This window comes from Microcoleus sp. B9-D4 (assembly GCF_036705105.1).
Lineage (GTDB): Bacteria > Cyanobacteriota > Cyanobacteriia > Cyanobacteriales > Microcoleaceae > Microcoleus.
In genome coordinates, this window is record NZ_JAUBTS010000039.1 from 36,211 (window position 1) to 59,246 (window position 23,036).

Here is a 23,036-nt window from a genome sequence, read left to right on the forward strand (position 1 = left end):
TTTTCAGTGCTGTTGTTTGCCCGATCGAAATTATTCTCAGAATTTTAAATTTTTGTAACCTTTACAAGTAATGCCAATGGCTCAAATCTTACTCCAGACCGTTTGGTTTATACCTTGCTATCCACTTATCGGCGGAGTTCTGTCGATGCTGTGGTTTCCCGCAGTTACCCGCCGCACGGGGCCAAGACCATCCGGTTACGTGAACGCCATATTAACCTTGTTCGCTTTCTTACACGGCGTCATCGCCCTGACAGCTATCTGGAACCAACCGGCACAGCACCAGTTGATTCCCTGGCTGAAGGTAGCAGGTTTAGACTTAACCATTCCCGTAGAAATCTCTGCTGTCACCGTCGGCGCGACAGTTTTGATTACCGGACTGAACTTGCTGGCCCAGATTTATGCTTTCGGTTACATGGAAATGGACTGGGGCTGGGCGAGGTTCTTTTCTCTGATGGGGCTGTTTGAAGCGGGGATGTGTGGCTTGGTACTGTGCAATTCCCTGTTCTTCAGCTACATGATTTTAGAAGTTCTGACTTTGGGCACCTACCTGCTAGTCGGGCTGTGGTTCAATCAGTCTTTGGTGGTGACAGGAGCCCGCGACGCTTTCTTAACAAAGCGGGTGGGAGATTTATTCCTGCTGATGGGAGTAGTCGCAATTCTGCCGCTGGCTGGAACTTGGAATTTTGACGAGTTGGCTGTTTGGGCTCAGACTGCAAAGCTTGACCCTACTGTAGCGACGCTGTTGAGCTTGGCTTTGATTGCCGGGCCGATGGGTAAGTGCGCTCAGTTTCCCTTGCACCTGTGGCTGGATGAGGCGATGGAAGGCCCGCTGCCGGCGACGATTTTGCGGAACACCGTAGTTGTGGAAACTGGTGCTTGGATATTGATTAAGTTGCAGCCGGTGATTGCTTTGTCGCCGATCGGACTGAAGACAACTATTATTGTAGGCGCTGCGACGGCGGTTGGTGCTTCATTAATTGCGATCGCCCAAATTGACATCAAGCGCACGCTTTCCTATATTGTCAGCTCTTACATGGGCTTAGTATTTATCGCCGTCGGCACCGGGCAAGCCCAGACAGCCCTGACATTGATATTTGCCTACACCTTGGCAATGGGTTTGCTGGTGATGAGCATCGGTTCGGTAGTTTGGAACAGCATCACTCAGGATGTCCGAGCTCTCGGCGGTTTGTGGGGAAAGCGGCCAATATCGGCAATATCGTTTATTGTCGGTAGCGCTGGATTGGTGGGACTACCGCCCTTCGGCTGCTTCTGGGCTTTAGAAGACTTCACATCCGGGCTTTCGCAAACTCATCCTTTGCTGTTAGGAATAGTGCTGTTTGTAAACGGCGTCACTGCTTTTGGCTTGGTGCGCGTCTTCGGTTTAGTTTTCGGTGGCAAACCAAAGCAAATGACCGAACGTTCGCCGGAAGTTCACTGGCCTTTTATCTTGCCGATGACTGTTTTAATGGGCTTTACTTTGCACGTTCCGCACTTGCTGGCGGCGTGGCATTTATTGCCGGGGGCAAGTTTGAATTATACCGCAAGTGGACTGCTAGTTTTGTCAACCGCGATCGGCATCGGTGCCGGAGCATTTATTTACCTGAACGAAAAATGGGAAAAACCTGTACGAATTGGTTCTGAAGCTTTGCAAGACTTTTTTGCTTACGACTTTTACACGGCAAAACTTTACCGAGTGACAGTGATATTTGCAGTCGGTTTAGTTGCTCAAATCATCTCCTGGTTCGATCGCAATATTGTTGACGGATTCGCGAACTTAATCGGTTTCGCAACGGTTTTCGGCGGGCAAAGCCTCAAATACAACGTTAACGGTCAAACTCAGTTTTACGCCCTGACAATTCTGTTCGGAGTAGCAGTTTTGGGACTGCTCATAAGCTGGCCACTGCTAGCTCGCCTGTCGCTGATTGTAGGCGGGTAAAGATATCTAAAGTTTAAGATTTTAGGTGACAGTTTTAATCTAAAATCTTAAAAACATGAAGTCTTGAACAAAGATTTCAAACTCGTTCAAATAAGGCAGCATCAATGACCTCAAACAACAGACAATTCAATCTTTCCCGACGCAATTCCCTCAAATTTGTCGCAGGTGCTATTGGTACAGGGATACTCGCAGCAGGAGCAGGCGCTGATTTGGCTGCACCCGAACCGGCAATTGCTCAAACTGACTTAACTCCCGATGCAGCTCTGAAAGAGTTAATCGACGGAAACAAACGGTTTGTTGATAGCAAACGCCGAAATCCCCACCAAGACTTTGGGCGCCTCACCGAAGTTGCCAAAACTCAAAAACCATTTGCTGCTATTCTCGGCTGTGCAGATTCCCGCTTTCCTTCGGAAATTATCTTCGATCAAGGATTGGGAGATTTATTTGTCTGTCGTGTGGCCGGAAATGTTGCTACCCCAGAAGAAATTGGCAGCCTGGAATTTGGGACGCTGGTACTGGGAGCAAAAGTGCTTGTGGTAATCGGGCATAAACGTTGCGGTGCGGTAGAGGCAACCATTAAAGGAGATCAAGTTCCCGGTCAGATTGGCAGTTTGCTCGACGCGATTAAGCCTGCTGTAGAAAGCTCTAAAAACCAAGCAGGCGACAAGCTAGAAAATGCCTGCAAAGCCAATGTTGTGCTGCAAGCTAACAAGTTGAAAGCCTCTCCAGTTATCTCTCAGTTAATTGCGGAGAATAAACTGAAAGTTGTGGGTGGATATTACGATTTAGACACGGGTGCAGTCAATATTTTGGTTGAGTCGTGATGCTATTTTAAATTGATAATTTGGGAAAAAAGTAAGATTTCAATTCTCAAGTTATCAAACCAGAAAGGGTGCCAAATTGATAGTTAATATCAAATAAGTTAGCATCGGAATAGTAAATTCGAGTTAACTGTCAACCGTCAACCGTCAACACTCATTCCGGTGCAACCGGAATTGATATTAATCTTCACTCTTCACACATTATGCTTAGTGCCTTGCTCTGGTTGCCCGCGTTGGGCGCTGCGGTAGTCGGTTTCCTGCCCGGAAATATCAATGGGATGCGTCTGCGTTCAATAGCCTCGGCTTTTGCGGCAGCTATTTTCCTGTTGAATATCTGGCTGCTGACTCAATTCAATCCAGCCAATTCGGGACTGCAATTTCAAGAATATTTGCCTTGGATTCCACAATTAGGTTTGAGCTACAACTTGGGCATTGACGGCTTGTCGTTGCCGCTGCTGGTTTTAAGTGCTTTGCTGACGCTATTAGTCATTTACGGCACTGGCAAAGAGATGGAACGACCCCAGCTTTACTACGCTTTGATTTTGCTGATCAATGCTGGTATTGCCGGAGCTTTGATGTCTCAAAATTTGCTGCTGTTTGTACTATTTTACGAAGTAGAATTAATTCCTTTTTACCTGTTGATTGCGATTTGGGGCGGAAAGCAGCGGGAATACGCTGCCATGAAGTTTTTGATCTACACGGCAGTTTCGGGACTTTTAGTGCTAGCAGCATTTTTGGGTGTGGCTTGGCTGAGCGGTTCTTTAAATTTCGATTACAGTGCGATTACCACTCAAGAATTGCCGAGAAATGTGCAGTTAATCCTGCTAACCATTTTGCTAATTGGGTTGGGAATTAAAATTCCCTTGGTGCCGCTGCACACTTGGCTGCCGGATGCTTACGTGGAAGCTTCGCCAGCAACAGCAATTTTGCTGGGAGGGATTCTGGCGAAGTTGGGAACTTACGGTTTAGTGCGGTTTGGCTTGCAGATGTTTCCCGAAACTTGGTCGATTATAGCTCCCGGTTTAGCGATTATCGGGACTGTGAGCGTGATGTACGGTGCTTTGAGCGCGATCGCCCAAAAAGACATCAAGCGCATGGTAGCCTATAGTTCGATCGGGCATATGGGCTACATCCTAGTTGCCTGCGCTGCGGGTACGAAGCTGGCATTAATCGGTGCAGTCGGGCAAATGGTAAGCCACGGCTTAATTTTAGCTTTGCTGTTTTATTTGGTAGGCATCATCGAAACCAAAGTTGGCACGCGGGATTTGGACGTGCTCAACGGTTTGATGAACCCGATGCGGGGTTTACCCACTGCTAGTTCCCTGTTAGTTTTGGGCGGTATGGCAAGCGCCGGAATTCCCGGTTTGGTGGGTTTTATTGCCGAATTTTTAGTGTTTCAAGGCAGTTTCTCAATCTTTCCAATTCCCACTTTACTCTGCATTTTAGCTTCGGGTTTAACAGCAGTTTACTTTGTGATTCTGCTCAACCGCACCTGTTTTGGGAAGTTGGACAATGCCACGGCTTACTACCCTCCAGTTACGTTTGCTGAAAATATGCCGGCGCTGGTTTTGGCGGGCATCATTTTTGTGTTGGGAATTCAACCTGCTTGGCTGCTCAAGTGGAGCGAATCTACTACAAATGCGATCGTTGCTACTCTGCCGACTGACAGAAATACCCAAGTAGCTATTAGCTATCCTGGGGAAAAGTCAGCGATTGAAATCGCATCTACACAAACGAAGTCCGCCAGGGAATGAATTCCACGGGGCTTATAGCGAAAGTCCTCGCTATGAGGACTAATGAGTTTTCTAGTCCTCATAGCGAGGACTTTCGCTTTGAGGCAGGGGTTGAAACCCCTGCCGGACTTCTGGACTATCGGTTTTACGTTAAGTTCTCACCAATAGGCAGAGGCTGGAAGTAGATAAATATTCAATTTCACTCAAACAAAGGAAGAAACAATGGTACAAACCCCTAATAAACCAGCAACTAAACTACCTCCTTCCAAACACGAATTTGCCGAAATAATTCACAGGCTAGAAGCTGGCGGCGCGATGATTCCAGATACGCCGGAAAATCTGATGCAAATCATAGCTATCTGGAAAGCTTACGCGGTGCCGATGGACTTTTACTGGCGGGATTTGCTTTACATCGCCGAACGAGTATTTTTACACCCGCTTCCTTTCTTTAAATACTTTTTACCCCAAGAGTATTTAGACTTGCAAAATCACTATGCAGGCGACGGTGCAGATTTGCGGATTTGGCGCGGGACTGGAAGTGTTCACCCGGAACTTTTGGAGTTCATGGAGAAGGGAGAAACTGGTAAACTCCCTCGATTTGTTCACCATTTGTGGCACGATCGCATTAACATGGAATTTGCCGAAGAGTGCATGAGGTCAATGCTTTGGCACCGGGGCTTGTACGTGCCCACCAATCAATTCGATCCTTATTTGGACAGTGACGAATATAAGGCTAATGCCGATCGCGCAATTAAAGCTTACTTCAAAAAAGACCCGTTTATGCTGGCACTTCACAAAGCATTTCCCGAAATGTTTTTAGAACAGTGCCGCCAAATGTCTTATTACAGCAATCTCGGTTTATTCTGGGAAGTAATGGCACCAGTATTTTTTGAGGTTTCGGATCTTTATGACGAAGGGAAAATTACCACAGTCCCTCAAGCAATGGATTTCCTAGTAAATGGCATATTTGCGATCGCCGGTCGTCCGATTTACCACCACGTTCAAATCGACGGCGAAACCTACGAAATCATCCCCAAATCTAAGGGTTTCACTTGGCTTTATGAAGCAGCGTTACCTTACGTGGAAGCTGTATTTTATCGCACTTCGCCATTCCGAGGCACCAAATCTTACAACGCTCAGGCTAAGGAAGTTCCTGACGACCAAAAAGACTTCCACTTCGGAGTGCTTTATGCAGACAAATTCCCCGTAGGTACGGCGGGGATTCCGCCGACTTTGCTAGCACAAGATATGCTGCATTTCCTGCCGCCTTATTTGAGGGATTTCTACAAACAGCGCTGTCGGGGCGAAGATGATATCCTCAATCAAATTGGGGTGACATTTCAGCGATCGATGTACTGTGTTACTTCGGCGGTGATTCAAGCTTTGCGAACTGCTCTTTTGTATCCTTTAGATGACCCAAATCCCAAGCATTTGAAGGCAAATCGGGCTTTCTTTGAGTCTCAGATTGATCGCTTCTGTCGCCCGGAATACGGCATGAAATATGCGGCGAAGCTCAAGAATATTCAGACTTCGGATTACAGGTAAAAGAGGTTTGCGGGAGACATCTTAGCTGAAAAGTCCGCCAGTCCGTTAGTCCGCCAGGGGTTTCAACCCCTGGCTCAAAGCTCAAGTCGGTTGAAACCGACTGGGAAAAATAAGAGCTTTTTAAGCCGTTTCAAAAGTCCTATAATATTAAGCCAGTTGGCATCGTAATTATTCATCTCTCTCTCTTCTTTTCCTCTGATTTCTCTGTGTTCTCTGCGTTCTCTGCGGTTTAATCATTCCGATCTAAAAAATAACCAATAACTATGGACAGCAAAGAGCTAGCCAAATATATCGAAGCAACCGATGGGATTTCCAAACCTTGGCTGTTGGTGCAATTGCGGCTGAAAAAATTGCAAGAAAGGCGATCGGAGATTTCTGCTGAAGAGTATATGACAGAACTTACCGACATTCACAAAGATTTAATGAATCTGGGGGAATGGTGGCTGGGAATCGAAGATGAAGTGTTCTAGGCGATTTGAAGAATGCTAGGTGCGGGGATGGCTTCACCTTCTTCCTGCCAAGCTTCTAGATACATTTCGAGCACTTCTTCGCCATGTCGGATGGCTTCTGAGCGGGTTTTGCCGTGGGTACAGGGCATGACAACGCGCTCGGCAAACTCTGGAATCGTCACGAGGAAAAGTTGATCCTCGTCAGACCATTGGACGATCATACTGTATCGATTCATGAATCTTCCTCCTTTAACTCGTCGAGTTCGGCTAACAATATTGCCAACTGCTTCTCTCTCATAGCGTGGCACATCATCTCCGTCTTTGCCTGGAATTGTTAATGTCTTCCCAATCAAAGGATGCTGCCATCTCTCATGGCTGCCTTTTCCGCATTTTGGCAAATAAATAAAGCCCTCACGGGTAATCTGAGCTTTTAACTCGCGAATTTTTCTAGGCCTGGTGATTGTCCATTTTCTACCTCCATTTTCTCACTTAGCCATTTATTTTAATTTTTCCTTGGCCCATTCTCGCAATTGCTTGTCGGGGCGATCGCACTTTAAAATTTCTCCATCAAATCTTTTTCTTGGGCATAGACATCTCGTAGCTGTTGCAGCGCGGCCCCAGAAATGACCGATTTAACAGTAGCTACCAATTGGCCCCACTCCAGCAAGCTATCGACTGAAACAGCTTTTTTGAACTTGTGGGTGTAGAATTTCGTCCAAAATGCTGGTGCTTGCTTGCTTTTCCAGCGTTTGTACCATCTGCCAAAATCTTGAAGTGCGATCGGCTTTACTTCTAAAATAGGGGGAAAATCGGCGTAGCTGACAAAGCGGCTGATGCCTTTGGCGTGAACGTAAACCATGTAGCGACAGCATTCTATGCGGTAAATCTCGTCTGCTGCGATATTGAACAGCAGTGCAACTGTTTCTTCGGTAACGAATCTCGCCAGCGGATGTAGGATTGGCGATTTGTGAATTATTCTCGATTCTGCGATCGTCCGCGATTTTGCCGGAGTTTCTGATATCATAATAGACGCATCTCTTGATTGTAGGTGTGTACATCTTTTTGTTGTAGATGTGCAGGACAGAGATTATCTGTCCAGAGATTAGGTTTAATAGGCGATCGCCCCTTAGTTTTCCATGCCGGGGGGCGATCGGCTTTTTAGATAAATTTATTCTCAGGTGTTATAGCACCCATTGTCAAGCATGGGTTTAGTAAGAATTAAAGTCAGAGAACTAGCTGCAGAGAAAGGTTGGACATTCAAGGAAGTTTCAGAACGTTCTGGGGTAATGTACAACACTGTCAAGCATTATGCTCGTTGTCCAGGGCTGACAACGGTTGACTTTACTTTGCTGCGGAAGTTAGCTCGGACTTTTGATGTGATGATTGAGGATTTGGTTGAGGTTTTGGAGGAATAGTCGATCGGCCTTTAGTTTTCTACGCCGGAGGGCGATCGCTTTTTCAGATGCAATTATCTTAAAACGCAACTGCATTATTTATCAAGCATGGGTTTAGTCAGAGTTAAAGTGCGAGAGCTAGCGGCCGAGAGGGGCTGGACATTCAAGGAGGTGGCGGAGCGATCGGGCGTGATCTATAGCACCATAACCAGCTATGCTCGTCGTTCAGAAATATCAATGGTTGACTTTACCGCCCTGTACAAGTTAGCGCGGGCATTTGATGTGATGATTGAGGACTTGGTGGAGATTATTGAGGAATAGGTCGATCGGCCTTTCCACATTTCGACGATAAACCATTGTATTTCGTCTTGTCAAGACGCGCTTAAGCATTTTGCATCGCAGCTAAAAGCTCAGCTTAAAGGTGCTAAGATTTAGTCAAAGTTGTTAATCTCCGGTTAGTTTTGTGACTAGAGCCAGTACCGCCATTGGAGTCAGCCCCATAATTAAGGAACTTGTGCAGAAAAAGGCGCTAGCAACCCGACTAACGCTGAAGGAAATCATCTATGTCGGGATGCTGGCGATTGACGAGTTGGACGAAAAGCGCCTGCAAGAGTTGGCTGACAAGGTGCATCAGATGCAGGTGAAAGGGGAGATTTGAGGCGATGAGGGCGATCGCCATTTTGGTGAAGTGAGGTTTGGGGCGATCGCGCTTCTCAAAACTTCAAGAACTGGCGAGCTTAGCTTTTTGATTGCTTGTATGCTCTTAGCCAATTTAAGCCGCGCTTAGCACCTAGTTTTTTCTGGATATCTTCCAGAGAGCTGTAAACACGCTTATCGCGGATCAGCTTTGCGTATCCATCTTTAACTCCAGGGATTGAGGTAAGGTCAGATTTGGGATTGTTAATGAAATCCAAGAAATCTGTAACATCTTGAGGCTCAACAACCCTTTCATTCAGCTTTGACTGCAAAACAGCTTGTTCAATAGCCTTTTCTGCTTCTGGTTTTTTCGCCGCAATCACAAACACCCACAGCCTGATTAGATTAGCTTCCTTAGTTGCTTCATAAATCGGTAAACCTGTGAGCAAATGGTATTGATCTTCTTGATCGGTGAGACAAACAAGAGGCAGAGACAAGTTAAAGTTCCAATTTGTTAGAGATTGGGAAACTTTTTTGAGGATAGAGGTTGAAGTGCCTGACTTTTCTTGAGCAACTTCTATCTGATTTAAGAATAAAAGAGCAGGTTGACTCTCTAGTTTTTTGTAAAAGTTGACCATGTTACTTACTGCTATTCCTTTCTAACTGATCTATTTGGTTGACGATTTGTTTGGTCAAAGTTGAAAATTGTGTTGCTACACTACTCGCTGCTTTATTCTGCTCAGCAAATAAAGAAAGAGGTTGGCGAGCATGAGAAGCTTGACCAACAACGGTAGTTCGCTTTATCTCTGGAAGAAGAGGGATATCTCGAAATATCTTAGAAACTAAAGCTTTCATATTAGTGTGTAGTTTGACATTTTCAACCATCATAGGCACTATTCCTAAAATATTTCCTCTCGTACCATTGGTATTATCTTGAATCTCTTTTGCATCTTTTATGGGTTGCCTAATTGCATATACTGAGAGATACTCCATCTGCGAAGGTATAATGACATACTGAGCAGCAATGAGACCATTCTGAGTAACAGCAGTCAAGCTAGGGGGCGTATCAATAATTATATAGTCATAATCGTGTGACAAACCTGATTTCCAAAGGGCATTGTCAAGTTTCTTATTCCAAAAAGCACCTAATTTTAAAATGTTACTGTCTGTCGTTTTGTAACTACCTGGGATAACATCTATTCTTCCCTTTATACCCTTAGCAAGACTGATAACTTTATTTAAAGATGAAGGTTGAATACATTCCTTATAGCTCAAATTGGCTGAGGAGTATTCTAAAAATTCAATGAGTTCTTTTCGCTCTTTAAAGGACTCCAAAATTGTGACAAACTCTTTCAAATTGGTAGCATTATCTAACTCATCAGCTTTATTAACTCCTAAAGATAAACTAGCATTAGCTTGATCGTCCAAGTCAACAACTAAAACTCTATTACCTATTTTCGCTAATTCATAAGCGATGTTAACGACTAACGTGGTTTTGCCAACTCCACCCTTAGCTGTGTAAATTGCAATTGTACGCATTTTAACTGTATCCAAAAAATTTCTAACAAAATTTGCTACTGGTTGAACTTGTTCTGGGTTTTCTATATTGTGCTTGCACTTTAGAGTCGCTGACCCTTGTGTATATTCGTAAATCTCTACTGAAAATGGGTCAATTAGGATCCCAAATCTTGTATGAGAGTATTTCAGATACGTTCCTAACTGAGTGCGAGCTGCTTCATCAAGTCTAGTTTTAGCTGTCTTAATTTCAACCAGAAAGTTAATATACCGGCTCACGTCTTCTACTAAGAAATCAACTTCTTTTTGAGTCCAATCCATCTGATGATTGGCAATCAGCCTGGGTACTTTAACCTTAAACTCTGGAATCCAGTGAGAATAACTACTCTTGCGAGGCAAACCCGCCATCTCTAGCATTGTCTGAACTAGATGCAGAGACACATAAGCCTCATTATTCCAGTCAGAAGACAGTTGAACCATGTTGAAGACTCAGGCTTTTCTCTATTATTACCCACAATGAGGTTTAGAGGATCGATCGCCCTCAGATTCCTGATTAACAGCTTCAGTTAAACAACATATACAAAAAAATCCCCCGCCAGAAGGCAGGGGATTTGATTTAATTACCTACAAAACCAGACTTCGGAATTATCCGAATTTCCCGGCTGTCGAGGCAATTACAAAGGCCGCGTAAGTGAGGACGTTGCCCACAGTAAAGTGAACTAAGCCAACCAAACGACCTTGGACGATCGACAAAGCAACAGGCTTGTCTTTCCAGCGAACCAAGTTAGCCAAAGGAGTGCGCTCGTGAGCCCAAACCAAAGTCTCGATCAACTCTTGCCAGTAACCTCTCCAAGAGATCAGGAACATGAAACCAGTTGCCCAAACAAGGTGTCCGAATAAGAACATCCAAGCCCAGACTGACAAGTTGTTAGTACCATACGGGTTGTAACCGTTGATCAACTGAGAAGAATACAGCCAGAGGTAATCGCGGAACCAGCCCATCAGGTAGGTAGAAGACTCATTGAACTGAGCCACGTTACCTTGCCAGATGCCCAGGTGCTTCCAGTGCCAGTAGAACGTTACCCAAGCTAGGGTGTTCAACATCCAGAATACAGACAGGTACATCGCGTCCCAAGCAGAGATGTCGCAAGTACCGCCACGGCCGGGGCCGTCGCAAGGGAAAGCATAACCGAAGTCTTTTTTGTCCGGCATCAGCTTAGAACCGCGTGCATCCAGAGCGCCCTTGACCAAGATCAAGGTGGTGGTGTGCAAGCCTAGTGCGATCGCGTGGTGAACCAAGAAATCGCCAGGTCCGATCGCCAAGAACAGAGAATTAGTACCGCTGTTAATCGCATCCAACCAGCCTGGGAGCCATACGTTGCCGTAGTTGGGCCAAGCGGTAGAAGCAATGCTGTCAGGGTTAGACAACAGCACGTCCATGCCGTAGAGAGCTTTGCCGTGAGCAGCTTGGATGAACTGTGCGAACACTGGTTCAATCAAGATTTGCTTTTCAGGAGTTCCGAAAGCAACTACAACGTCATTGTGAACGTACAAGCCGAGAGTGTGGAAGCCCAAGAACAGCGACACCCAGCTCAAGTGAGAGATAATCGCTTCTTTGTGCTGCAACACGCGATCGAGCACGTTGCCTTTGTTTGCTTCAGGATCGTAGTCCCGCACCAAGAAGATAGCTCCGTGGGCGAAAGCGCCGACCATGATAAATCCAGCAATGTACTGGTGGTGAGTGTAAAGCGCAGCCTGAGTCGTGAAGTCCTTACCTATAAAAGCGTAGGGAGGCATCGCGTACATATGCTGTGCTACCAAGGAGGTAATTACACCCAAAGCAGCGAGGTGAAATGCCAGTTGGAAGTGCAGCGAGTTGTTGTAGGTTTCATACAAGCCTTGGTGAGGCAAGTTGAACTGTCCTTCACTCTTGCCGCCGACCAAACCAGCCTTAGAATCCAACATCTCTTTGATGCTGTGACCGATACCGAAGTTAGTCCGGTACATATGACCGGCAACGATAAACAGAACTGCGATCGCCAAGTGGTGGTGAGCGATGTCTGTCAGCCACAGGGATTCTGTTTGAGGGTGGAAGCCACCCAAGAAAGTCAGAATTGCGGTTCCCGCGCCTTCGGAAGTACCGAAGACATGGTTAGCTGCATCTGGATTCTCGGCGTATACGCCCCAGTTACCACTGAAGAACGGAGCCAAACCGGCCGGGTGAGGAGGGGTAGACAGGAAGTTGTCCCAACCTACGTGCTGTCCGCGAGATTCGGGGATAGCAACGTGAACCATGTGACCAGTCCAAGCCAAAGAGCTGACACCGAACAAACCAGCCAAGTGGTGGTTGAGGCGAGATTCAGCATTTTTGAACCAAGACAAGCTGGGGCGGTACTTGGGCTGGAGGTGCAACCAACCTGCGAACAGGAAGACAGCCGCCAGTAGTAGCAAGAAGATAGCTCCTTGATACAGGTCGGCGTTTGTCCGAATCCCTTGGGTGAACCACCAATGGTAGACACCGGAGTAAGAGATATCCACCGGGTTAGAAGCGCCCCCTTGAGTGAAAGCTTCTACAGCAGGAGCGCCGAATTGCGGGTCCCAAATCGCGTGAGCGATCGGGCGGACGTTTAGAGGGTCTTTAATCCACTGTTCAAAGTTACCTTGCCATGCTACGTGGAACAGGCTGCCCGATGTCCACAAGAAAATGATTGCTAGGTGGCCGAAGTGAGAAGCAAAAATCTTTTGGTAAAGATTTTCTTCGGTCATGCCATCGTGGCTTTCAAAGTCGTGTGCTGTGGCAATCCCGTACCAGATCCGCCGTGTGGTCGGGTCTTGGGCAAGGTCTTGGCTAAATTTTGGAAATTTCGTTGCCATAAGCCTTGATTAATCCTGAATCCTGAACAAAATTGAAGGGATTCGGTTCGGAGTTTGGATTCTCGATTTGAGATTCCTCCCAAATCGAGAATCCAAAACCTAGGGGTAGTTTACCCTACCGAAATGATTCGCGCTAGGAAAAATGCCCACGTAGTGACAATTCCTCCTAGGAGGTAGTGAGCTACACCCACAGCCCGACCCTGAATAATGCTCAGAGCGCGAGGCTGAATCGACGGAGCTACCTTGAGCTTGTTGTGAGCCCAAACAATCGACTCAATCAGTTCTTGCCAGTAGCCGCGGCCGCTGAACAGGAACATCAAGCTGAAGGCGAATACGAAGTGTCCAGCTAGGAACATCAGACCGTAGGCCGACAGTGCCGAACCGTAGGACTGAATCACCTGAGAAGCTTGCGCCCAAAGGAAGTCCCGCAGCCAGCCGTTAATCGTGATCGCACTTTGTGCGAAGTTGCCACCGGTAATGTGAGAAATTGTGCCGTCTGGCGATACTGTTCCCCACACGTCCGACTGCATTTTCCAGCTAAAGTGGAAAATCACGATCGAGATGCAGTTGTACATCCAGAACAAGCCTAGGAAAACGTGATCCCAACCAGAAACTTGGCAGGTGCCGCCACGGCCGGGGCCGTCGCAAGGGAACCGGAAGCCCAAGTTGCCTTTGTCAGGAACCAAGCGAGAACTGCGTGCAAACAACACGCCTTTCAAAAGAATCAGGACTGTAACGTGAATGGTGAAAGCGTGGATGTGGTGGATCATGAAATCCGCCGTACCCAACTCGATCGGCATCATCGCTACTTTGCCGGCGACTACTACTGCACCGCCGCCAAAAGCGTGGCTAACGATTTCCGTAGCATTAGGCGCTGTTGTGCCCGGAGCCAAAGCGTGGATGTTTTGCACCCACTGGGCAAATATCGGACGCAACTGAATCCCGGTATCCGAGAACAAATCTTGAGGACGACCGAAAGCCCGCATTGTGTCGTTGTGAACGTACAAACCGAAGCTGTGGAAGCCCAAGAATATACAAACCCAGTTCAGGTGGGAAATGATCGCATCTCTATGACGGATCACGCGATCCAACAAGTTGTTGACATTTCCAGCGGGATCGTAATCCCGAACCATGAAGATTGCTCCGTGAGCGGCTGCTCCAACAATCAGGAATCCGCCAATCCACATGTGGTGGGTGAACAGGGATAGCTGAGTCGGGTAGTCGGTCGCGATGTACGGATACGGAGGCATCGCGTACATATGTTGGGCGACGATGATGCTCAAAGAGCCCATCAGTGCCAAGTTAATCGACAGTTGCGCGTGCCAAGAATTAGTCAGGATTTCGTAGAGACCTTTGTGACCTTCACCAGTGAAGGGGCCTTTGTGGTTCTCTAGGATTTCTTTCATGCTGTGGCCGATGCCCCAGTTCGTCCGGTACATATGACCAGCGACGATGAATAGCACTGCCAAAGCTAAGTGGTGGTGTGCTGTATCAGTCAGCCACAAACCGCCTGTGGTGGGGTTCAGACCGCCTTTGAAGGTCAGGAAGTCTGTGTATGCGCCCCAGTTGAGGGTGAAGAAGGGGGTTAAACCTTTAGCGAAACTCGGGTAGATGTCAGCCATCAAGCCCGGTGTCAAAATCCACTCGTGCGGCAGGGGGATGTCGGCAACTGTTTTGATCAGCTTACCGCCGACTGTCAGCGGTGCACCTGCATCGATCGCGTCCATGCAAGCATTGATCGGCAGAGCAACGTGAATTTGTTGTCCTGCGAAGCCCAAGCACCCGCAGCCTAACAAAACTGCCAAGTGGTGGTTCATCATCGATTCCACGTTCTGGAACCATTCCAGTTTCGGAGCGCGGACGTGATAGTGGAACCAACCGGCAAACAGCATCAAAGCTGCCATTACCAGGGCGCCGATCGCAGTGCAATATAGCTGGTATGAGTTAGTGATGCCGTTGGCGCGCCACAGTTGGAATAGACCAGAGGTGATCTGAATCCCGTGAAAGCCACCGCCTACATCTGCATTTAAAATTTCTTGACCAAAAATCGGCCAGACCACTTGAGCGCTGGGCTTGATGGCTGTAGGATTTGTCAGCCAAGCTTCGTAATTGGAAAATTTAGCGCCGTGGAAATATGCGCCACTCAACCATACGAAGATTACTGCCAAGTGGCCGAAGTGAGCGCTAAAGATTTTGCGCGAAACGTCTTCTAAGTCACTTGTATGACTGTCAAAGTCGTGAGCGTTAGCGTGGAGGTTCCAAATCCAAGTGGTGGTTTTTGGCCCCTTAGCTAGAGTGCGATCAAAATGACCGGGTTTTGACCACTTCTCGAAAGAAGTTGGAACCGGATTTTTATCGACTACTACCCTAGCTTTTACCTCTCGCTCTGGAGGACTAATGGTCATGAAGACTCTCCTCTCGGTAAGACAAGGAACGAGAACTGAACACTGTACCGGACACTCCCCACGCTTGATTAGGCGGGGGATTCTCGAAAAAGCCGACACTTCACTGCACTTTACTCTTTGCAGAGCTAGACGCAGGTGCATCGTCTCCCCAAGCATTTTGCTTCTGTGAAGAAGCCAGTTTCCCAGTGTCGCTAACAATGTGACTGGGTACTGCCAACTCTTCTCGCTATCTGGAGCCGCCGATCGCCTCCTTGATTCAGACTTGATACGGCTGCTCCTTTTGAGGGAGTTTTATGAATTATAAGCTTGCTAGAGGAGTATTAATCGCTTGTTAACAATACTTAAAAAAGCCTCTATTCTTGATGTAATAACGCCTTTAAATCCCACAGTCCCTCTAAAAAGTCAAGGGGTACTGCCATTAACTTTACAAAACTCAAAGATAAGGTAATTTAGGAATACTCATTTGTAGATATATGTTTGGGAAAAAGGCTGCAGCAATTAAGAGTAGGAGACGATGGGTTGCCCGCTGCTGCCTCAATCCGGGTTCCTACGCGGCTTTGGAATTCCAAAGCCGGCAATTCCCCAATACTAAATTCATTTTTGGGCTATAGTTCCCTATGAGAAGGCTTCTAGGAGTATGGTTGCGTGATTGGGATCAATTGGCACAGAACGGTTGCGGGCAGGCTGGTGGCATTGTTCGCAGTAGCAGTATTAATTTTGGGTTTAGCAAGTTGTGGCGCGGGCCATCCCGAATTGCCCAAACCAGGGAACAAGAGCGGCTCAGCTACAGCCCCAGTAAACAGAATCTCAGAGGTTTCTCCCCCAGAAGCCATTCAACAACTGCGTCAGGCTCTAGATATCTACCAGCCTCAAATTAGTATTTTGAATCCAAAACCTGACGAAGTGCTTCAGGATATAAATGTGTCTGTTCAGTTCCAAGTGAAGGACTTGCCCATTTTCAAAGATGCAAACTTGGGTTTGGGCCCCCATCTGCAAGTTTTATTAGACAACCAACCTTATGCAGCAGTTTACGATATCAACCAACCTTTAACGCTCTCCGACTTAGAACCCGGAACCCATACCCTGCAGGTGTTCGCCGCCCGCCCTTGGGAAGAAAGCTTTAAAAACGTAGGTGCCGCGGCTCAAACCACCTTTCACGTTTTTACCAAAACAGACGATAATAATCCCGATCGAACATTGCCCCTATTAACGTACAACAGCCCCCAAGGCAGCTACGGGGCAGAACCCATCCTGCTGGACTTTTACTTGACAAATGCCCCCTCGCACCAGGTGGCGCAAGAAAATTCCCAAGATGAAATACTCGATTGGAAAATTCGAGCCACAGTCAACGGCCAAAGCTTTGCGATCGACCAGTGGCAACCTATATATCTTAAAGGATTCAAACCAGGCAAAAACTGGGTACAGCTAGAATTAATTGACGAGCGGGGAAATATCGTCAAAAACGCCTTTAATAATACAGTCAGACTGATAAATTTCCAACCGCTCGGTCAAGAGCCTCTTTCAAAATTAGTGCGGGGCGAACTAACAGCAGCAGAAAGTCGCGGTATAGTCGATCGCACCTACCAAGCCCCCGCACCCACACCAACCCCAACCCCCGAACCGACACCGACACCTGCATTAGAAAAAACACCAGTTGTCCAACCCTCACCAGCGGTTCCAGAAACCCCTGTTACCCAACCAAGCTTACAGCCAACAGTCGCTCCCGAAATTGCTCCCATTCAAGTAATAGAACCGAAACCAACAGCAACCCCCCAACTCGAAGCGCCGAAAATTGTAGAACCAATTCAAGAAATAGAACCGACACCGACAGTAACCCCCCAACTCGAAGCGCCGAAAATTGTAGAACCCGTTCAAGAAATAGAACCGACACCGACAGCAACTCCACAGTTAGAAACCCCGAAAGTTGTTGCACCCGTTAAAATAATAGAACCGACCCCAACAGCATCTCCCCAAACAAAAAAACAGGAATATAAAGGATACTACAATCGGTTCCGCAACTTCTTGCGTCAAGAACCCCAACCTGCTAATCCTTCAGAGCCACCAACCCTGCCAGAAATAACAGAAAAAGCTCCAGTACCAAAAGTAGTTGCTCCCGCAATACCAGAACAGTCTCCCAATCTTGTACCGCCAACGCCACCAGTTGCCGCTGAAACTCCTAGCCAGCCAACCAGCGAATTAGCCCCTCCCGAAACAACAGTTTCCGAACCAGAAAATCAGCCAAAATCCGAACAAAAAGTCGAATTTGCCACCTAACAAAATCTTCCTGGGCTTCGTGGCATGGGCGTCTCGCCCGTGTTCCAGTAGAATTTGCCACCTAACAAAATCTTCCTGGGCTTCGTGGCATGGGCGTCTCGCCCGTGTTCCAGTAGAATTTGCCACCTAACAAAATCTTCCTGGGATTCGTGGCATGGGCGTCCCGCCCGTGCTCCAGTAGAATTTGCCACCTAACAAAATCTTTCTGGGCTTCGTGGCATGGGCGTCCCGCCCGTGCTCCATCTGCGGTCAAAAATCAAAAATTAGGACACTAAAAAATGACCTACCTCGAAACAGCCGCCAAATTCTACAGCGATGTTGCCGAAACACCCCAAATCGGACTTTGCTGCGTCCAAAGCAGCCCCTTGCAATTGCCAGGATTAAAAATTCCCCAACAAATGCAAGAAATGAATTACGGCTGCGGCACAACCGTTCACGCCGCCGAACTTGTAGGCAATCCCTTCGTGCTTTATGTAGGCGTCGGCGGTGGCTTAGAAGCACTACAATTTGCGTATTTTTCTAGACACAAAGGAGCGGTTATTGCCGTCGATCCGGTTCCAGCAATGCGAGATGCGGCTGCACGAAACTTGCAAATAGCCGCCCACGAAAATGATTGGTTCGATCCGAGTTTTGTGGAAATTCGTGAAGGCGATGCTTTTGCGTTGCCAGTGCCGAATGCTTCTGTAGATGTTGTCGCCCAAAACTGCTTGTTTAATATCTTTGAACCAGCGGATTTAGCTAAAGCATTAAAAGAGACTTATCGGGTATTAAAACCCGGTGGCAGATTGTTGATGAGCGATCCGATCGCAACTCGGCCAATTCCGCAGCATTTGAAGCAAGACGAACGCTTGCGCGCCCTGTGTTTGTCCGGTGCTTTGACATACGCAGAATACGTTCAACACCTTATAGACGTTGGTTTTGGGCAAGTCGAAGTGCGGGCGCGCCGTCCTTACCGATTGCTGGACAAACACAATTATCAATTGGATGCCGATTTGCTGTTAGAAAGCCTGGATTCGGTGTCTTTCAAAGTGGATGTACCGGATGACGGAGCTTGCATTTTCACTGGCAAGACGGCGATTTATACGGGGTCTGAAGAGCTGTTTGATGACGGGGCAGGCCACGTTTTGCAGCGGGGAGTTCCGGCGGCTGTCTGCGATAAAACTGCTGGGAAGTTGGGGGGATTGATGCCGGATAAGGTGTTAATTACTGATTCGACTTGGCATTATAACGGCGGCGGTTGCTGTTAGATTTATTTCGGAATAATGTGGCTGTAATCTTTGGGGAATAGGGCATAGGGCATGGGGCATGGGGCATAGGGCATACCTCACTTTTTTGAAAAAGGCTATATAGAAGTCTCTAATTTTAGACTTCGCCTCAAATTTTCATCAAATTTTTATTTCCCCCTGACATCCTAGCGGGAGAAGGTTCACAACTCTGAAGTAAGGAATAGATTGCTCTTGAGAGGAGTGGCTGTTTTCATCACCCCCGTTCGCTAAATGTGAGGAGGAAATTTCCATGCTATCGAAATCTTTAAATTCAAGTTCATTATCGATCGTCCGTTACGGATCTAGTTTTGTTTTGGGATTAGTGTTGTGCACGGCTTCGGCCCCGGTGCTGGCGCACGTTGGGCATGACAACGAGTTTGCAGGTGGCGATGCGGCGAAGATTATGCAGCCGATCGAAGTTGATGCCAGTAAAGCAACCGCATTGGGAATTAAGACAGAGGCAGTTGCCCCTACAACCGATGGAGGTATTGTCAAAGTTCCCAGCACCAGCTTAGTTGATGCCAATGGGCAAAAGCTCGTCTACATCCAGGAAGGAACAACCTACAAACCAATCTCAGTTCAGATTGGTAGCGACTCTGGAGATGTGGTGGAAATTAAAGAAGGCAATTTAGTTCCGGGAAATCAGATTGTGATGCAGGGGGCAACGTTTTTGTACTCGGAGGCATTGCGAGGTAAACCGCAGGCCCAAACCCAGGCATCACCCGCTACATCGCAAGTAGAAACGCAGGCATCACCCGCTACATCGCCAGCAGAAACGCAAGCATCGCCCGCTACATCGCAAGCAGAAGCGCAGCCTGCTCAAGGATCGTCACCCTTGATGTGGGTAGCAGGCGCAGGAGTTTTACTGGTGGGTGGATTCGCCGTCTTTGGGTTAAAAGGCAAGGACTAATAGACATTCAAAAACCAAGATTTTTGGTAACAGTCGATCGCGACGGAGTAAATCTCTTTACTCCGTCTCCTAAAAGCTTGCCTAATGCTATCCAAATTTCATTTTTATGTTAAACGTCATCCCCAAATGGTCTATTGCTCAACGATGGTTAGTGGTGTTCGGGGCGATCGCCCTAACCATCTGGAGTACACATACTGTAAGTCGAATGCCCCTCGATGTCTTGCCGAATTTTGCGCCCCCTCAAGTAGAAGTACAGACCGAAGCCCCTGGTCTTGCGCCAGAAGCGGTGGAATCGTTGGTGACATTACCGCTAGAAAGTGCGGTCAACGGAACACCAGGAGTTGAAGTCGTCCGTACCTCCTCAGCCGTAGGAATTTCTGTATTGCGGGTGGTGTTTAAGTGGGGAACTGACCCCTATCAAGCTCGTCAACAGGTGGCAGAGCGATTACAGGACGCACAAGACCGATTACCCGAAGGAATTGGTACACCACAGATATCGCCCCTAGCTCCCCCCATCGGAACGGTGATTCAATATGCGTTCACGTCTGACACTACATCGATTATGGACGTGCGACGTTTGGTGGATGGCAAAGTCAACAATCGGTTGTTGGCAGTTCCAGGCGTATCGCAAGTGCTGGTTTACGGCGGAGATTTGCAGCAGTTTCAGGTGATTGCGAATCCTGAAAAACTCCAAGCGTTGAAGGTTTCCCTTCAGGAAGTCGTCAAGGCGGCAAACGAGGCAAATGCCAAAACCGCCGGTGGATTGTTGATTGACCCCGAGCGCGAATTAGTGATTCGGGGACAGGGACAAATCCAGAACATCGAAGATTTGCAAAAAGCGGTCGTCAAGGTGCAGGAAGGAAAAGCGATTCTACTGCGGGATGTGGCAGAGGTGAAGATTGGGGCTGCACTCCAGCGAGGCGATGCCAGTTGGAATACTAAATGGGCTGTGGTCGTGATGGTCAACAAGCAACCTTTGGTGGATAGTCCCACCGTCACGCAAGCCATCATCGAGGCGATGGAGGAAATTAAACCGGGCTTACCCAAAGATGTGAAGGCGAATGTCACTTTCCGGCAAGATGCCTACATTGATGCCTCAGTTGGTAATGTGCGCTCGGCGTTGATCGAAGGCAGTTTGATTGTCGCAGCCATTCTGATTCCGTTTCTGATGAACTGGCGCACCCTCACCATCTGTTTGCTGGATTTCTTTCTCTCGCTACTGTTCTCGCTGTTAGTGTGTTCCTGGATTGGACTGGAACTCAACACCATGACCCTCGGCGGATTGGTAGTGGCGATCGGGACAGCAGTGGATGATGCGATCGTCTACTGCGAAAATACCTACCGCCGCTTACGGGAAAATCGCCTCTCGCCCAATCCCCAGCCAGCAATGGATGTGATTTTTGAGGGTTCTCAGGAAGTGCGCGAGTCGCTGATTGGAGCCACCTTAATTGGAATTATTGTCTTTTCACCGATTTTCACGCTTTCAGGTGTGGAAGGACGCATCTTCACTCCAATGGGCATCGCCTACTTGGTGGTGGTAGTCATCTCCAGCCTGGAATCCCTGGTAATCTCCCCTGCTTTGTGTGCTATTCTGTTGCCCCACAGCCGGATGCAGACGAAAGAACCTTTCCTAGCACTGTTTTCCAAGCGAGTTTACCATCCGTTGCTCCAAATGGCGATGCGTCGATCTACCTTAATTTTGGGATTGGCTACAGCGTCAATGGTGGCGGCAATGCTGATTGTGCCGACGTTAGGACGGGATTTTTTGCCAACGTTCCAGGAACGATCGCTGATGAATGCGATCGCCCTTTATCCCGGTTCTTCATTGGAATCAACCAATCGGATCGGGTTAGCGATTCAAACAGCCCTGAAGGATGACCCCCGATTTGAATCAGTACAACTGCGATCGGGCAGAGCTCCGGGCGACCCAGATGCGGCATCGGTGAACTTAGCACACTTGGACGTGGAACTGAGTGAAGCAGCGATGCAAAACCGTCCTGCGACGATTCAAGCTTTGCGGGAGGTATTGGGTCAGTTTCCGGGAGTTGCTGGTAATGTCGGTGGATTTATCAGTCACAGGATGGATGAAGTTCTATCGGGTGTCAGAAGTGCGATCGCGATCAAAGTATTCGGCAACGATTTACAAGAACTACGCCGCATTGGAGAACAAATCGAAACGACAATGAAAGACGTGAAGGGATTGGTAGACCTTCAGCTTGAGCCCCAAATACCGATCCGTCAAGTACAAATTCAATTTAATCGGGATGCAGCCGCTCGCTACGGATTGACGATCGCCCAATTGTCCGATTTCACCGAAACAGCCCTAAATGGTCGCGTGGTTGCTCAAGTGCCCGATGGTCAACAGTTGGTCGATGTGTTGGTTTGGGTCAACGAATCAGCCCGTCGCAATCTCAACACGATTCGCAACCTCCAAGTTAATGCCCCAACAGGTCAAATCATCCCGCTTTCGGAAGTGGCAAAGGTTGACTTTGGTAAGGGCCCAAACACGATTAACCGAGAAAACGTCTCTCGTTTAATTGTAGTGTCAGCCAACGTACAGGGACGCGATGTTGCGTCGGTCGTCGGTGACATTCGTGCCAAGGTTAAGCAATCAGTGCAACTGCCCCAAGGCTACTATATTCAGTACGGCGGACAGTATGAGTCGGAACAACGCGCTGCTCAAAACTTCCTAATTTTCGGAATATTAGCAGTGCTAGCGATCGCTGTATTGATGTACTTCACGGTGAAATCCGTTCCTGCGATGTTGATGGTGATGATCAACTTACCATTGGCACTGGTCGGGGGTGTTATCTCAGTCCTGCTCACGGGCGGCGTTATCTCAGTTCCGTCAATGGTGGGCTTTGTGACGCTGTTTGGCGTAGCGACGCGCAATGGGTTGCTGCTTGTAGACAACTACAACACCAAACTGGCACAAGGAATGCCGCTTCCCAAAGTCATTGTCGAAGGCTCGATGGAACGGTTGCTGGCGATTCTGATGACAGCACTCACCTCGGCATTGGGGATGATTCCCCTGGTTTTAAGCGGTGGCGCTGGTAAGGAATTGTTGCAGCCTTTGGCGATCGTCGTCCTCGGCGGACTCTTTACCTCAACTGCTCTCACCCTACTGGTTCTACCTGCATTGTATGCTCGATTTGGCAAGTTTCTAATGCCTAAACGGGTGATGGAAACAACCGAGTTGAAAAACTATGGCATTGAGCCGACACCAACCAAAGAAGTAGGCTAAACCTTGACCACTGGGTTAAAAATGGACAGAGATTG

Annotated in this window: 18 protein-coding genes; 12 read left to right on the plus strand and 6 right to left on the minus strand. The window is 47.8% G+C overall.

Annotated features, from left to right (window positions below; all coding sequences use genetic code 11):
* Positions 1–76: 76 nt before the first annotated feature.
* The 5 genes from QUB24_RS21425 (at position 77) to QUB24_RS21445 (ending at position 6,505) form a co-directional block, all read left to right on the plus strand.
* Positions 77–1,936, plus strand: a complete 1,860-nt coding sequence (locus tag QUB24_RS21425; protein WP_333155274.1) for an NAD(P)H-quinone oxidoreductase subunit F — start codon at positions 77–79, stop codon at positions 1,934–1,936.
* A gap of 104 nt (positions 1,937–2,040) precedes the next feature.
* Entirely contained in the window at positions 2,041–2,760 is a 720-nt protein-coding gene (locus QUB24_RS21430; RefSeq protein WP_333155276.1) for a carbonic anhydrase, read from the plus strand.
* A 200-nt stretch (positions 2,761–2,960) separates the two neighbouring features.
* On the plus strand, positions 2,961–4,511 hold the full coding sequence (locus QUB24_RS21435; RefSeq protein WP_333155277.1) for an NADH-quinone oxidoreductase subunit M: 1,551 nt from the start codon (positions 2,961–2,963) through the stop codon (positions 4,509–4,511).
* A 201-nt stretch (positions 4,512–4,712) separates the two neighbouring features.
* A complete protein-coding gene (locus QUB24_RS21440) occupies positions 4,713–6,035 on the plus strand; it encodes a CO2 hydration protein (protein ID WP_333155278.1) in 1,323 nt (440 codons plus the stop codon).
* A gap of 263 nt (positions 6,036–6,298) precedes the next feature.
* Positions 6,299–6,505 carry a hypothetical protein gene (locus tag QUB24_RS21445; RefSeq protein ID WP_333140518.1) on the plus strand — a complete coding sequence of 69 codons (207 nt, stop codon included), beginning with the start codon at positions 6,299–6,301 and terminating at the stop codon, positions 6,503–6,505.
* Here the strand turns inward: QUB24_RS21445 and QUB24_RS21450 are convergent.
* Both QUB24_RS21450 and QUB24_RS21455 read right to left on the minus strand, forming a co-directional pair.
* Positions 6,502–6,720 (minus strand): type II toxin-antitoxin system HicB family antitoxin, encoded by a 219-nt coding sequence (locus tag QUB24_RS21450; protein WP_333155302.1) that lies wholly within the window; start codon positions 6,718–6,720, stop codon positions 6,502–6,504. The genes QUB24_RS21445 and QUB24_RS21450 overlap by 4 nt on opposite strands.
* A gap of 317 nt (positions 6,721–7,037) precedes the next feature.
* Entirely contained in the window at positions 7,038–7,508 is a 471-nt protein-coding gene (locus tag QUB24_RS21455; protein WP_333155280.1) for a hypothetical protein, read from the minus strand.
* Positions 7,509–7,686: 178 nt separating this feature from the next.
* Here QUB24_RS21455 and QUB24_RS21460 point away from each other — a divergent pair, with 178 nt between their 5' ends.
* The 3 genes from QUB24_RS21460 (at position 7,687) to QUB24_RS21470 (ending at position 8,536) form a co-directional block, all read left to right on the plus strand.
* Positions 7,687–7,899 carry a helix-turn-helix domain-containing protein gene (locus tag QUB24_RS21460; RefSeq protein WP_242717445.1) on the plus strand — a complete coding sequence of 71 codons (213 nt, stop codon included), beginning with the start codon at positions 7,687–7,689 and terminating at the stop codon, positions 7,897–7,899.
* An 87-nt stretch (positions 7,900–7,986) separates the two neighbouring features.
* Entirely contained in the window at positions 7,987–8,199 is a 213-nt protein-coding gene (locus tag QUB24_RS21465) for a helix-turn-helix domain-containing protein (protein ID WP_006631308.1), read from the plus strand.
* 142 nt (positions 8,200–8,341) lie between these two features.
* Positions 8,342–8,536: a hypothetical protein gene (locus QUB24_RS21470; RefSeq protein ID WP_333055355.1), complete on the plus strand. Its 195-nt coding sequence runs from the start codon at positions 8,342–8,344 to the stop codon at positions 8,534–8,536.
* 79 nt (positions 8,537–8,615) lie between these two features.
* On the opposite strand, the gene QUB24_RS21475 is transcribed toward QUB24_RS21470, so the two are convergent.
* From QUB24_RS21475 to psaA, 4 genes are all read right to left on the minus strand, one after another.
* A complete protein-coding gene (locus tag QUB24_RS21475) occupies positions 8,616–9,152 on the minus strand; it encodes a hypothetical protein (RefSeq protein ID WP_333155283.1) in 537 nt (178 codons plus the stop codon).
* A 1-nt stretch (position 9,153) separates the two neighbouring features.
* A complete protein-coding gene (locus QUB24_RS21480; protein ID WP_333155285.1) occupies positions 9,154–10,509 on the minus strand; it encodes an AAA family ATPase in 1,356 nt (451 codons plus the stop codon).
* A gap of 165 nt (positions 10,510–10,674) precedes the next feature.
* Positions 10,675–12,903 carry a photosystem I core protein PsaB gene (psaB, locus tag QUB24_RS21485; protein ID WP_333057331.1) on the minus strand — a complete coding sequence of 743 codons (2,229 nt, stop codon included), beginning with the start codon at positions 12,901–12,903 and terminating at the stop codon, positions 10,675–10,677.
* A gap of 110 nt (positions 12,904–13,013) precedes the next feature.
* On the minus strand, positions 13,014–15,308 hold the full coding sequence (psaA, locus tag QUB24_RS21490) for a photosystem I core protein PsaA (protein ID WP_333057330.1): 2,295 nt from the start codon (positions 15,306–15,308) through the stop codon (positions 13,014–13,016).
* Positions 15,309–15,953: 645 nt separating this feature from the next.
* On the opposite strand from psaA, the gene QUB24_RS21495 reads away from it, so the two are divergent.
* The 4 genes from QUB24_RS21495 (at position 15,954) to QUB24_RS21510 (ending at position 23,001) form a co-directional block, all read left to right on the plus strand.
* Positions 15,954–17,582: a hypothetical protein gene (locus QUB24_RS21495; RefSeq protein ID WP_333155288.1), complete on the plus strand. Its 1,629-nt coding sequence runs from the start codon at positions 15,954–15,956 to the stop codon at positions 17,580–17,582.
* Positions 17,583–17,860: 278 nt separating this feature from the next.
* A complete protein-coding gene (gene arsM, locus QUB24_RS21500) occupies positions 17,861–18,829 on the plus strand; it encodes an arsenosugar biosynthesis arsenite methyltransferase ArsM (protein ID WP_333155289.1) in 969 nt (322 codons plus the stop codon).
* 268 nt (positions 18,830–19,097) lie between these two features.
* Complete coding sequence (locus QUB24_RS21505; RefSeq protein WP_333155290.1) at positions 19,098–19,757, plus strand: hypothetical protein; 660 nt, start codon at positions 19,098–19,100, stop codon at positions 19,755–19,757.
* A 106-nt stretch (positions 19,758–19,863) separates the two neighbouring features.
* Complete coding sequence (locus QUB24_RS21510; protein WP_333155292.1) at positions 19,864–23,001, plus strand: efflux RND transporter permease subunit; 3,138 nt, start codon at positions 19,864–19,866, stop codon at positions 22,999–23,001.
* Positions 23,002–23,036 lie beyond the last annotated feature (35 nt).